Source organism: Prosthecobacter sp. (assembly GCF_044222565.1).
Taxonomy (GTDB): Bacteria; Verrucomicrobiota; Verrucomicrobiia; order Verrucomicrobiales; family Verrucomicrobiaceae; genus Prosthecobacter.
The window spans coordinates 65,085-77,405 of record NZ_JBGANA010000017.1 but is presented as its reverse complement, the minus strand read 5'-3'; the positions used below and the strand labels follow the sequence as shown (position 1 = coordinate 77,405).

11 protein-coding genes are annotated in these 12,321 nt (G+C 61.1%); 8 read left to right on the top strand and 3 right to left on the bottom strand.

Annotated features, from left to right (window positions below; translation table 11 throughout):
• Window positions 1–15 precede the first annotated feature (15 nt).
• On the bottom strand, window positions 16–735 hold the full coding sequence (locus ACILSR_RS22535; RefSeq protein WP_395752058.1) for a hypothetical protein: 720 nt from the start codon (window positions 733–735) through the stop codon (window positions 16–18).
• Between the two features lie 103 nt (window positions 736–838).
• Between ACILSR_RS22535 and ACILSR_RS22530 the strand changes: the two genes are divergently transcribed.
• From ACILSR_RS22530 to ACILSR_RS22505, 6 genes are all read left to right on the top strand, one after another.
• Window positions 839–1,621 carry an SDR family oxidoreductase gene (locus ACILSR_RS22530; protein ID WP_395752057.1) on the top strand — a complete coding sequence of 261 codons (783 nt, stop codon included), beginning with the start codon at window positions 839–841 and terminating at the stop codon, window positions 1,619–1,621.
• Between the two features lie 125 nt (window positions 1,622–1,746).
• A complete protein-coding gene (locus ACILSR_RS22525) occupies window positions 1,747–2,457 on the top strand; it encodes a FadR/GntR family transcriptional regulator (RefSeq protein WP_395752056.1) in 711 nt (236 codons plus the stop codon).
• Window positions 2,458–2,459: 2 nt separating this feature from the next.
• Entirely contained in the window at window positions 2,460–5,813 is a 3,354-nt protein-coding gene (locus ACILSR_RS22520; RefSeq protein WP_395752055.1) for a DUF1553 domain-containing protein, read from the top strand.
• Between the two features lie 8 nt (window positions 5,814–5,821).
• A complete protein-coding gene (locus ACILSR_RS22515; protein ID WP_395752054.1) occupies window positions 5,822–7,273 on the top strand; it encodes a DUF1501 domain-containing protein in 1,452 nt (483 codons plus the stop codon).
• 99 nt (window positions 7,274–7,372) lie between these two features.
• Window positions 7,373–7,624 carry a 30S ribosomal protein S16 gene (gene rpsP, locus ACILSR_RS22510; protein ID WP_395752053.1) on the top strand — a complete coding sequence of 84 codons (252 nt, stop codon included), beginning with the start codon at window positions 7,373–7,375 and terminating at the stop codon, window positions 7,622–7,624.
• A gap of 6 nt (window positions 7,625–7,630) precedes the next feature.
• Window positions 7,631–7,939: a KH domain-containing protein gene (locus ACILSR_RS22505; RefSeq protein ID WP_395752052.1), complete on the top strand. Its 309-nt coding sequence runs from the start codon at window positions 7,631–7,633 to the stop codon at window positions 7,937–7,939.
• Between the two features lie 37 nt (window positions 7,940–7,976).
• Here ACILSR_RS22505 and crcB read toward each other — a convergent pair whose 3' ends face one another.
• Window positions 7,977–8,354 (bottom strand): fluoride efflux transporter CrcB, encoded by a 378-nt coding sequence (crcB, locus tag ACILSR_RS22500; RefSeq protein ID WP_395752051.1) that lies wholly within the window; start codon window positions 8,352–8,354, stop codon window positions 7,977–7,979.
• A 48-nt stretch (window positions 8,355–8,402) separates the two neighbouring features.
• On the bottom strand, window positions 8,403–9,836 hold the full coding sequence (locus ACILSR_RS22495; RefSeq protein ID WP_395752050.1) for an AI-2E family transporter: 1,434 nt from the start codon (window positions 9,834–9,836) through the stop codon (window positions 8,403–8,405).
• Window positions 9,837–9,936: 100 nt separating this feature from the next.
• Between ACILSR_RS22495 and ACILSR_RS22490 the strand changes: the two genes are divergently transcribed.
• Together ACILSR_RS22490 and ACILSR_RS22485 are read left to right on the top strand one after the other, a co-directional pair.
• Complete coding sequence (locus tag ACILSR_RS22490) at window positions 9,937–10,392, top strand: pyridoxamine 5'-phosphate oxidase family protein (RefSeq protein ID WP_395752049.1); 456 nt, start codon at window positions 9,937–9,939, stop codon at window positions 10,390–10,392.
• A gap of 331 nt (window positions 10,393–10,723) precedes the next feature.
• The gene (locus ACILSR_RS22485; protein WP_395752048.1) at window positions 10,724–12,193 is read left to right on the top strand and encodes a PhoH family protein; all 1,470 of its coding nucleotides are present in this window, start codon (window positions 10,724–10,726) and stop codon (window positions 12,191–12,193) included.
• Window positions 12,194–12,321 lie beyond the last annotated feature (128 nt).

Genomic DNA, 12,321 nt, shown 5'->3' with positions numbered 1-12,321 from the left:
CCGCTGCGCCGCAGATCACATTGCCCCGGGAGGAGTTTCCTGCTCCGCCACGGGGACGATGGCTGTGCTCGATGCCCCGGAGTTTTTTCCAAGCCGTCCGCTGTAAAGATCAATCGCCCGTTTGGCGATGATGTCGACCACCGCTGGCTGGAGGGTGCGGGCAGCCACGTTTGAAACGGCCATGCCGGCCCACATGATGGGAGATTTGAAGCGCAGCACCTGCCAGTAGGGCAGCAGGCGCTTGTACCACTTGTTCGCGGTTTGCATGCGCTCGTGCGTGGCGATCTTGTGGGTCATCTCCCAGGTCTTCAGGGCGGTACTGGCGCTGACATCTACGAGGCGGCCAATGGAACGAGTCTGCAAAAAGTCCGCCACGTCCATGGCGGCGAGGTGGACGGCTCGGGAGAACTGGCTGAGGCCGGGGGCCAGCAGCGCCTCCGCTTTGCCAGGGTGATAGATGGCCGCTATCTCGCGCACCAGCTTTGGCACCTCGTCCACCAGCGGCGGCAGCCACTCGGGATTGAGGTTTTTCTGCCAGCGCAGGCGGTTTTTGCAGGCCTCCACGGCGGCGTGGGCTTTTTCATCAGCCACACCGCACTCAGGATAGACGTAGCTGGCCAGAGCATGCCTGGCTGCACGCAGGTCGGCGGCGAAGCGCAGCAGCTTCCAGATCACGATTGAGGCTGCGCCGACGAGAGCACCGGCGAGAAAGGTCAGGATGTGGCCCCAAGGCATGGGTGTACCGGAGAGCACCACGGGCGGGGTGTCAAGATGACGAAAGTGGCGAGACAGCCCGCTTGCGATGGCGGAATGACACGCCATAGGTGCGCCCCTGACCATGTCCTCCACCTCCATTTTCGAACTCTTCTCTCTTCAAGGCAAAACCGCTGTTGTTATCGGCGGCACGGGCGAACTCTGTGGCGCGATCGCCGAAGGCTATGCTTCCGCAGGCGCGGAGGTCGTGCTCGTGGGGCGCGACCAGTCCAAGGCAGACAAACGCCTGGAAACCATCCAGGCCGCGGGAGGAAAAGCCTATTTCCTCTCCGCAGACGCCAGCCGCAAAGCGGATCTGCAGATCCTGCTGGACCAGGTGCTGGAGCGCTCCGGTGGCTGCGATATTTTGATCAATGGTGCTGGCGTGAACTCGGCCACGCCGTTCCTCGACATTTCTGAAGAGGAGTATGACCGGATCATGAACATCAACACCAAGGGCGTGTTTCTGGCCTGCCAGGTGTTTGGCAAATACTTCGTGGAAAACAAGGTCCCGGCCTCCATCATCAATCTTGGCTCCATGTCCGGACTGCTGCCGCTGAGCCGTGTGTTCACCTACTCCATGTCCAAAGGTGCGGTGCACAACCTCAGCAAGAACCTTGCCCGCGAGTGGGCTCCCCTGGGCATCCGCGTGAACACCCTCGTCCCTGGCTTCTTCCCCGCCGAGCAGAACAAGAAAGTGCTGACTCCTGACCGTGTGGCCAAGATCATGGGCCACACGCCGATGAACCGTTTCGGCGAAGCCAAGGAACTCGTGGCCGCAGCGCTGCTGCTCGCAGGTGCTGGCAGCTCCTTCATCACCGGCCATGAGATGGTGGTGGATGGCGGGTATTCTTCGCAGACTATTTGATATCACTGCACCTCAGCAAATCATGCCGAAGCCCGAACGATGAGTTCGGGCTTCGTTATTTTCCACCCGGTGCGATAAAAACGCAGAATGGCGTCCGTACTGCCAGTGGTAAGACCTCTAACCACATGGCATTTTCATCCATCAAACCTCAGCGCAGCCTCGTGGAGGAGGTGTGTGCACGCATTGCCACGGAAGTCCGCGACGGAGGAGGTGCTGGCGATGGCTGGCTGCCGCCGGAACGAGATCTGGCTCTGAAACTGGGCGTGAGCAGGCCGGTGGTGCGGGAGGCGACGAAGCGGCTGGAACTGCAAGGCCTGCTGGAGGTAAAGCATGGCGTGGGCACCAAGGTGGTGGACAAGCTGCACAAGCCCCTGAATGGCTCCCTGGCGCTGCTGATTCCCGATGAAGCGGAGCGGCTGCGGCAGCTGGTGCAGGTGCGCTTCATGCTGGAGCCGGAAAATGCGCGACTGGCGGCGGATAACGCCACGGTGGCCCAGATTCGCAAGCTGCGTGCAGCCTTGAAGGAGCTGGAAGCAACCACGGACTTCTCCACCGCGGTGGAGGCGGACATGGCGTTTCATTGCGAGCTGGCGGCGGCTTCGGGCAATCAGATCGCCACGCTGCTGCTGCATTCACTTTCCGAACTGATGCAGGCGAGCCTGACGCATGGCTACAGCCGCACCTCCACGGACAATGCGGTGCGTCAGCATGCGGCGGTGCTCAATGCCATCGAGAAACGCGACCCCGCCGCAGCCGCGAAAGCCATGCGCGAGCACCTGCTCACTGCCGAGACCGATCTGGCCCTGCCGAAAAAATCCTCCAAGAAAGCCGCCTGAGCATGAAGCCCCTTCCCTTTCTCTTATTGTTGATCGCCGGCAGCAGAGCGCTCGCGGTGGAATCTGAAAACGCGAAGCTGTTTCATGAGCAGGTCGCGCCGATCTTGGTGAAGAACTGTGTGGAGTGCCACAATGACGTGACGACCAAGGGCGGACTGAACATGAGCACGCTGGCGGATGTGCTCAAAGGCGGTGATGATGGTCCAGCCATCGTGCCGGGCAAGGCGGTCGAGTCTGCGCTCTACACGATGATCGTGCCCGAGTCTGCAGGTGCGAAGCCGGAGATGCCCAAGAAGAAACCATCTCTTTCCGCAGCAGAAACTGACCTGATCAAACGCTGGATTGACCAGGGCGCGGCGTGGCCTACGGAAATTGTTCTCAAGGAGAAGCCAAAGGGGGATGTGACGCACTGGTCGCTGCTGCCGCTGAAACCTGCGGCGCAGGGTTCCATCGATGGCTTTATCAACGCCAAGCTGAAGGAAAAGAGCCTCACGATGAATCCTGCGGCAGATGCGCGCACCTTCATCCGACGCGCGAGCTTTGATCTCATCGGCCTGCCGCCCACGCCGGAAGAAGCGACGGCTTTTGAGAAGGAATTCGCGCAGGACCAAGCAGGTGCCACCCAACGGCTGATTGATCGACTGCTGGCATCGCCGCGCTATGGCGAGCGCTGGGCGCGGCACTGGCTGGATGTGGTGCGCTTTGCGGAGAGCCATGGGTTTGAAATGAACCGCGCACGGCCCACTGCGTGGCCCTACCGCGATTACGTCATCCAGGCCTTCAATGCAGACAAGCCGTATGACCAGTTTGTGCGTGAGCAGATCGCGGGCGATCAACTGGGCGCGGATGCAGCCACGGGCTTCCTGGTGGCGGGCGCGTGGGATCAGGTGAAGGGCGCGGACCCGGTGCTGCGGGCCAATCAGCGCGCGGATGAAATGCACGATCTGGTCAGCACCACGGGCAGCACCTTCCTCGGCATGACGATTGGCTGTGCGCGCTGCCATGACCATAAGTTTGATCCCATCCCGCAGACGGACTACTACCGTGTACGCGCCATTTTCGAAGGGGTGCAGCATGCGGAGCGGGAACTGAAGCCGGCCGATGCGGAGCAGCGTACGAAGCAGGCGGACGGATTGAAAAAGGAGATCGCGGCACTGGATGAGGCGCTGGCGCGTTTCCAGCCACGTGCGCAGCTGACCCGGCGTGTGCTGGTGGATGATGACCTGCCGCCGCCGACGAAACCGGATGCCATCGGCTGCGTGCAGATCGAGCAGCCAACGAATGGCAAGCCGATCGAATACTCGCCGGGCACAGAGTTTGGTCAGGCCAATGATCCCGGTGATTCCACGCGACTGCCGAATCTGGGCGAAAGCTACCGCTACTGGAAGGCGGAGAAAGATGCTGAACCACAAGACTTCTTTTCGTGGAATCCGCGCGTCACCGGCAGGCAGCGCGTGTGGATCTCCTGGGCGGCGTGGACCACGCATGCCAGGGACGCACGCTACATCCTCGATCTGGATGGCGATGCGAACACCACGAAAGACCAGAAGGAGATCGCCACTGTGGATCAAAGCAAGTTTGCCGATGGCAGCGGCGCCATCCCGGGGCAGAAGCGCTGGAGCGGCTTCAAGTCTGCAGGCACGCATGCGCTGACGCAGGACTCCATCCTCATCCTGCGCAGCGGCAGGCTCGGCGGCCCCACGGTGGCCGATGCGGTGCTGTTTGAAGAAGCGGATGGCAACCAGCCATCCTCACAGCCCCATCTGCGCGCGCCAGTGACGCATCTGGCCAATCAGGAAAGCTTTGATGCGCTGAAGGCGAAGTTTGTGCGCTTCACCATCCGTGCCGCGGCGGGTGCCCAGCCCTGCATTGATGAACTGGAAGTCTTCTCCGCAAACCCGAAGCCGCACAATGTGGCGCTGGCGAGAAATGGAGCCAAGGTAACGGCCTCGGATGTATTCAGCGATGGGTCAAATCCCATCCACCAGATCGCGCATGCGAATGACGGGCAGTATGGCAATGCAAAAAGCTGGATCTCCAAGAACGCGGGTAAGGGCTGGCTGCAGATCGAGTTTCCACGCGAGGAGCGCATCAACAGTGTGGTATGGAGCCGTGATCGCGGAGACAGCAAGAAAGGCAAGGTCTATCAAGACCGCCTTCCCACCGACTACGTGATCGAGACTTCACTCGATGGAAAAACATGGCAGGCCGTGGCTTCATCCGCTGACCGGCTGGGCGTGGAGTATCGCGATCGCATCCGCGACATTCCGACACTGAGCGGCGTTTCCGCAGAGGATGCGACCACGGTGAAAAAGCACAGCGAGGAGCGGGCTGTCTTGCAGCGCAGACTGAAGGAGCTGACAAATTTCCCCATGGCTTACCTCGGAAAATTTGAGCAGCCGGGACCGACGTTCCGCCTGCAGCGCGGCGACCCGATGACGCCGCAGGAAGAGGTAGCTCCAGGGGCGCTGACGCAGATCGGTTCGAAGCTGGATCTGGCCAAGGACACGCCGGAAGCCGAGCGGCGCGTGGCTTTGGCCAAATGGCTGAGCGACCCGCAGAACCCGCTCACCGCACGCGTGATAGTGAACCGCCTGTGGCATTATCATTTTGGCGCAGGCCTCGTCGACACGCCGAGCGATCTGGGCTACAACGGCGGCAAGCCTTCGCATCCGGAGCTGCTAGACTGGCTGGCAGCGCAGTTCATGCAGCACGGCTGGAGCATGAAAGAGATGCACCGGCTCATCATGAACTCGGCTGCTTACCGGCAGTCGAGCGCCTCGAATGAAGCCGGCATGAAAGCAGATTCGGGAGCGCGGCTGCTGTGGCGCTTTCCCACACGCCGCATCGAAGCGGAGCCGCTGCGCGACACGATTCTCATGGTGAGCGGTGTGCTGGATCTCACGATGGGCGGGCCGGGCTTTGACCTTTTCGTGCCGAATGACAACTACGTGAAGGTGTACCAGTCGAAGCAGGAGTTTGGGCCGGACACCTTCCGGCGCATGGTGTACCAGAGCAAGCCGCGCGTGCAGCTGGACGATACCTTTGGCGCGTTTGATGTGCCGGATGCCGGGCAGATAGCACCAAGACGCACTTCGAGCACCACACCGCTGCAGGCGCTGAATTTCCTGAACAGCTCCTTTGCCATGCAGCAGAGCGAACTGCTGGCGGCACGCCTGGAAAAGGAGGCGGGCAAAGCGGCGGATGCGCAGGTGAAGCGAGCCTTTGCACTGGCCTACCAGCGTGAGCCGCGGGCGGAGGAACTGACGGCCGCAGTGGAGCTGATCTCCGAGCATGGGCTGGCGATGTTCTGCCGTGCGCTGCTGAACACGAGCGAATTTATGACCCTTTATTGAACACCGTTATGCAAAGCCACCTTCTCTCACGTCGGAATTTCCTGGGTCAAAGTGTCAGCGGATTGGGCAGCATTGCGCTGACTTCATTGCTGGCGCAGAAGGGACTGCTGGCGAATGACCCGATCCGTCCGCGCATTGATCCCGCGCATCCGTATGCGCCCAGGCCGCCGCACTTTGAGCCGCGTGCCAAAAACGTGCTCGTCATTTTTTGCTCGGGCGCGCTGAGCCATGTGGACACGTTTGACTACAAGCCGGAGCTGGTGAAACGCCACGGCATGCCGCTGCCGGGCGCGGCGGACCTCATCACCTTCCAGGGTGCGCAGGGAAATCTGGTGAAGCCGATCTGGGAGTTCAAACCACGCGGACAGAGCGGCAAGATGATCAGCGATCTGGTGCCGAACATTGCCGAATTTGCAGACGAGATGTGCTTCATCCATTCGATGACGGCAAAGTCGAACACGCATGGCCCGGCGGAAAACCAGATGAGCACCGGCTTCATCCTTGATGGCTTTCCCGGCATCGGCTCGTGGGTCACGTATGCATTGGGCTCGGAGTGCGATGACATGCCCGCCTTTGTGGCCATCCCGGATCCGCGCGGCGTGCCGCAGATCGGGCCGCGGCATTGGAATTCCGGCTTCCTCCCCGCCGCGTTTCAAGGCACGGCTTTCAATGCCAGCAAGCCGATCCCGAACCTGATCCGGCCGGCGAGTGTCAGCGAGGCCGCAGACCGGGATACGCGTGCGTTTGTGAATTTGCTGAACAAGCGCCAGGCGCAGGAGCACCCGGCGGACAGCGACCTCGCGGCGCGCATCTCCTCCTACGAACTCGCCGCCCGCATGCAGATCGCGGCGTCTGAGGTGGGCAATCTATCCGGCGAGAGCAAGGCCACGCTGGACCTCTATGGCGTGAACGACAGCAACGAGACAAAGGCCGGCTTTGCTAAAAACTGCCTCCTGGCGCGGCGGCTCATCGAGCGCGGAGTGCGCTTTGTGCAGCTTTTCAACGGCTCCTACGCCATGGGCGAGGGCGTGGGCAACTGGGACGGGCACAAGACGATCGAGAAGCAGTATTCCGTGCACGGCCCGATCCTGGACCAGCCGGTGGCCGGACTGCTGAAAGACCTGAAAGCGCGCGGACTGCTTCAGGACACCCTGGTGGCCTTTGTGACGGAATTTGGGCGCATGCCCACCTTCCAAAAAGGGGCTAATGGGCGCGACCACAACCCCAAGGGCTTCACGGTGTGGATGGCCGGGGCCGGGGTGAAAAAGGGCTTTTCCTACGGTGCCACGGACGAATTTGGCTACAAAGCCGCCGAGAACGTGAGCACCATTTACGACCTGCACGCCACGATTTTACACCTGCTGGGCATCGACCACGAGCGTCTGAGCTACTATAATAACGGCATCGAAAGACGGCTCACAGATGTGCATGGGCATGTCTTGAAAGCCGTCCTGGCCTGAGCCCGATGGAGAAAGAGGGGGAAAAACCGTTTGATTTCCTTCTTAAAGTCTCCACCATGCGCCTCCCCAAAACCTGACCCCACCCCCCGTACCCGTATCATGGCAGTTGTCATCCGTCTCCGTCAAGAAGGCCAGAAAGGCCGCCCCGTCTTCCGTATCGTTGCGGCTGACCAGCGCTTCCCCAAGGAAGGTCGCTTCCTCGAAATCCTTGGCACCTACGATCCTCAAAAGGGCGTCAAAGGTGCATCCGTGAAGCTTGATCGCGTCAATGCCTGGATCTCCCAGGGCGCCAAGCCCTCCCCCACGGTGAAGAGCCTCATCAAGCACGCCGCTTCCGCAGTCTCGGCCTAAAAAATCATGGACGCGCCGGAAGCCCTCCGCGAGTTCCTTTCCTATGTGGTGGCGAATTTGATCGACCACCCGCAGCAGGCGACGATTGCCATTGGAACCAACGTCAATGGTGCCGTCGCCTACCGTGTGCAGCTGGCACCGGAAGATGTGCGCCATGTCATTGGCAAGAATGGCATGACGATCAGTGCGATCCGCTCCTTGCTCAATACAGCGGCCGCCAAGCACGGGATCAAGATCTCCCTCAAAGTGGGCTCCGCGCGCGAAGAAGACGCGGAAGCTGGAGCGGGAGCCGCCGAGCCTCAGACCGAGGCTTGATTCGCTCAGCCGTGCACACGATGCATGGGTCTGCCCGTCAAGCCATCCTGCTGCCTGCCCACCATCCGAGAGCGGCGGCGGTGATGCCGAGAACGATACTGCCCACGGCATTGAGCAGCGCCAGCCAGGAGTGCTGATTGAGCAGCAGGAGCCATGAGTCGTTCGCGAAGGTGGAAAAAGTCGTGTAGCCGCCCAGCACACCCGTGGCGGCAAACAGCCAGGGGCCGCTGCCTTTGTCCTTCATGGCAGGCAGGGCAAAGAGAAAGCCGATGACGAAGCTGCCGAGAATGTTGGCGGTGAAGACTCCCCAGGGAAAATAGGATTTGGGAAGCAGCCGAGCCATGCCGATGACGGTGGCGTAGCGCAGCACGGACCCGAGACCGCCCCCGAGAAAAACCAGCACAACATTCTTCATGCGCGACTAACGACGCAGCCTCGCGCTTGTGTCAATCTCTCACTCCGCTCATATCGCCGCAGCAGCCTCTTCCCCACGTCTGGAGCCACCCACTGTCTGCGGCGCGATCCGCGCACGCCATACGTAGCGCTGGAAGAGAACCTTGACGGAAGCAGTGAGCGGCACCGCCAGGATGGCACCGAGCAGGCCGCCCAGCAGGAGACCCCACACAAACACCGAAACGATCACTGTCATGGGGTGCAGGCCCACGGCCTCTCCCACGATGCGCGGCGTGATGAATAGGGCATCGATTTGCTGCACCAGGGCAAACACCCCTGTGACCACCAGTGGCATGGCCCACCACGGATCTCCGGGGACCAGCGCACTGCCACCCTGCACGGAGGCAATGATCACCGCCGGAATCCAGCACAGAGCGATGCCGAGATAGGGAATGATCCCCATCAAACACAAGGCCAGGCCGATGAGCAGGCCAAAGTCCAGGCCCACAATCATGAGCCCGATGCCCGTGGCGATGCCATTGATCACACTCACAAAAAGCTGGCCGCGGAAGAAGGCCACGAGGTAGCTGTTGATTTCATTGAGACAGCTCACCAACTCATCTTTAAAAGCGGAAGCCCGCAGCGGCAGGTAGTCCGACCAGCGCGCCTGAATCTTGGCGCTCTCAATGAGGAAATAGTAGAGGTAGAGCGGCACGATGATGAAGGAGAGCATGAAGCCGAAGACGCCGAGGAATCCACCCACGCTCGTCCGCAGAAAGCCCCAGACATAGCCCGGCAATTTGGGCAGGTTTGTCTTCACCCAGTCGCCACGGAGCAGGGTCTGAATGTCAAAATCATTGTCCGTCATGGCGCCGTCTTTGGTCTTGGCCGCCTCGGTGGCAGGCGCAGAGGGTGTGGTAGTAGTCGCATTTCCGCCGCCGTTCTGGGCGTTGGCCGCTGCTGCGGCAGGAGCCCGAACATCAGTCGGTGGAGCGGCATTTTCAGCGCTGTCCTTGGCCGCCTTGGCGGGAGACGCCTTGGCATCCCCACTTGGAGCAGCGGGAGCATTTCCCGTGGCTTCCACGGCGGGCAGCAGCTTGATGTTATACTCCTTTTCAATCTTCTCGGAGAAATCGAGAACCGCCTTCTGCGCCTTGGAGTAATAGACCGGGACGCGCTCGGCCAGATGCCTCGTGGGATCCCCGAGCTTCACCACGATCCACCACCCCAGACCGCCGATCGCCAGAGTGAAGACCGCAAAGGCCAGCAGCACTGAGCGCTGGCGGTTCAGCCCGCGCCGCTCCAGCCAGTCCACACCCGGCTCCAGCAGGTAGGCCAGCACACCAGCCACGGCAAACGGCACCAAAATGGGCTGCAGAAAGGCCAGGACCTGAGTCGCCTGATTGATCAGCCAGATGGCCAGCACCCCGATGACGGTGATCGACAAGGCAGTGATGGCAGTCCAAAGCACCTGGCGTTGAAAAGCAGTGGGAAGATTTTTCATCGGGAGAATGGCGCGCACCCTAGCAGGACGCCGTAGATTGGGAACTCCAAAGATGGTCGCAAATTGGACAGCACCCGCTCGTGGCGTATCTTGACGAATCATGTCACGTCCCCAGCCCCAGCCAGTAGATCCCGCTGAACTCCCGCAGCTCGCCCAGGCCACCATGCGCGCGGCGAAATTCCCCATGCTGGCCACGGTGGACGTAGATCAGCCGCGGCTGCGCCCTGTGTCGCCCGTGCGCACGGATGGCTTCATTGTGTATGTGGCCAATCTGCGCCGCTACGGCAAGACCCATGAGCTTGCGGCCAATCCCAAAGCGGAGCTGTGCTACAAGGATGATCAGGACAATCAGGTTCGCATCACTGCCAGTGCTGAGGTGCTCACGGAGCGCCCGCTGCTTGAGGAAATCTGGGCGGCGAATCCCCTGCTCCGGGCCTATCTCGGCAGCATCGACAATCCGGAGCTGATCATCTATCGCTTCGTGCCGACACAGGTGCGCTACATGCGGGAGTGGGCGCTGGAGTACTTTGAGGTGCCGTTTTCGGCACATTCCTGAAGTTGGTTCCACTCTTGGCCTGAGCCATGCGTTACGACCGAGGGTGTCTCCTCGTTCGAATGACTGTGAATAACCTTCACCAATGTGAATAAGTTCTTGCCAGCCACTCCACGTTCTGACACTCTCCAACAATTACCGTGATTCATACAAATAATCACATTTCGGGTTCGGTATGCTTGGCATCACCCAGTGCCAAAGAAAAGCTGACCCCGCCTTATTCAACGCAGGCAACCACTACACCCACTAAACTATCATGGACCGTGACGACCACCCAGCATCGGTAATCTCCCCTGTCATTTCCACCCGCACTGCCGATTCTGGGCCTGTTTCTGTGAACTCTGCCTCCCCTTCCTCCTCCCGACGCCGACGCACTGGCACCCCCACGGCCACCAAAACGTTCGTTCTCGACACCAACGTGCTGCTGCACGATCCCGCGTGCATCCACCGCTTCGCGGAGCACCACATCTGCATCCCCGTAGATGTGCTCAGCGAGCTGGACCGCTTTAAGAATGAGATGACGGAGCGCGGCTCCAACGCCCGCGAAGTGCACCGGGCGCTGATGAAAATCTTCACCAACAAGGGCGCCTCAGTGACCAGCGGCGTGCCCACGGACGGCGGAGGCAGCATCCGCGTGGCGGTGTATGATCCCGTGGAGGCCCGGAAGCACGCCAGCGTGCAGAGCTTTGAGCGCATTTTTCATGACCTGGACAAGGCGGACCACCGCATCCTGGCCTGCACCCTGTGGCTGAGCGAGCAGGTGTCTCCGCCCGTGATCCTCGTCAGCAAGGACCTCAACATGCAGCTGAAGGCACGCGCCGTGGGCATCGAGTGCGAGGACTATCTGCACGATAAAGTGGAGCCGCGCGAAGTGGCAAATTTTGACATCGCCCGGGTGGAGATCAGCCAGCATGAGCTGCAGCGCTTTGCCAGCAGCGGACGGCTTGCCCTGCCCGAAACCCGCACCGTGGGAATGGTGGTGAACGACTACGCTCTGCTCTGCGCCGGAGACAAAGCCACGATGCCCGCGAAGCTGAGCACGAATGGCGAATTTGTGCGCCTGCTCCACACCCCCGAGTCCATCAAGGTGGGCCAGGGCCGCGCGATCAAGCCGATGAACCTCGGCCAGGCCTGCTTCCTGGATGCACTGCTGGATCCTGACATCAGCCTTGTGACCTGCTACGGACAGGCCGGCACCGGCAAGACTCTGCTGGCCGTCGCGGCAGCGCTGCAGCAGGTGTTCAACCGCACCTACCACGGGCTGACGGTCAGCCGCCCCATCGTGGCCATGGGACAGACCGTGGGCTTCCTCCCCGGATCCTTGCAGGAAAAGATGCGCCCCTGGCTGCAGCCGGTGTATGACGCGCTGGATCTCCTCATGCGGCCCATGGAGGGCACGCAGCAGGGGCCGGCGCGCAAAAAGAACCGCTTCATGCCGGAGCCGCAGCAGCAGATCGCAGCCCCCGCCGCGCCGTATGATCCTCTCATTCAGCAGGGGGTCATCGAGGTGGAGGCCCTGTGCTACATCCGCGGACGCAGCATTCCGGACCGCTTTTTCGTGCTGGACGAGGCGCAGCAGCTCACGCCGCTGGAAGCCAAGACCATCGTCACCCGCATGTCCCGCGGGTCCAAGCTGGTGCTCGTGGGAGACCCGGCGCAGATCGACAATCCTTATGTGGACAGCCGCAGCAACGGACTGGTTTACACCCGGCAGCGCATGCGCGGGCAGACCTTTGCGGCGCACGTTCCGCTGGTGAAAGGGGAGCGCAGCGCCCTGGCGGAAGCCGCGGCCCGGCTGCTGTGAGCTGTACTCATTACAGAAATTCACCGCCGAAAAATTCCTTCACAAAAAATTGAAACGGATTCACCCTCCTTCCGTTTAACACGACCACGCGCAGAATTGGCACGATATCAAGAGCCGCGACTGCGCAT

Excerpts from the sequence above, each read along its gene's own strand:
- ACILSR_RS22535 (WP_395752058.1), bottom strand. The coding sequence starts at position 735 with ATGCCTTGGGGCCACATCCTGACCTTTCTCGCCGGTGCTCTCGTCGGC.
- ACILSR_RS22530 (WP_395752057.1), top strand. The coding sequence starts at position 839 with ATGTCCTCCACCTCCATTTTCGAACTCTTCTCTCTTCAAGGCAAAACC.
- ACILSR_RS22525 (WP_395752056.1), top strand. The coding sequence starts at position 1,747 with ATGGCATTTTCATCCATCAAACCTCAGCGCAGCCTCGTGGAGGAGGTG.
- ACILSR_RS22520 (WP_395752055.1), top strand. The coding sequence starts at position 2,460 with ATGAAGCCCCTTCCCTTTCTCTTATTGTTGATCGCCGGCAGCAGAGCG.
- ACILSR_RS22515 (WP_395752054.1), top strand. The coding sequence starts at position 5,822 with ATGCAAAGCCACCTTCTCTCACGTCGGAATTTCCTGGGTCAAAGTGTC.
- rpsP (WP_395752053.1), top strand. The coding sequence starts at position 7,373 with ATGGCAGTTGTCATCCGTCTCCGTCAAGAAGGCCAGAAAGGCCGCCCC.
- ACILSR_RS22505 (WP_395752052.1), top strand. The coding sequence starts at position 7,631 with ATGGACGCGCCGGAAGCCCTCCGCGAGTTCCTTTCCTATGTGGTGGCG.
- crcB (WP_395752051.1), bottom strand. The coding sequence starts at position 8,354 with ATGAAGAATGTTGTGCTGGTTTTTCTCGGGGGCGGTCTCGGGTCCGTG.
- ACILSR_RS22495 (WP_395752050.1), bottom strand. The coding sequence starts at position 9,836 with ATGAAAAATCTTCCCACTGCTTTTCAACGCCAGGTGCTTTGGACTGCC.
- ACILSR_RS22490 (WP_395752049.1), top strand. The coding sequence starts at position 9,937 with ATGTCACGTCCCCAGCCCCAGCCAGTAGATCCCGCTGAACTCCCGCAG.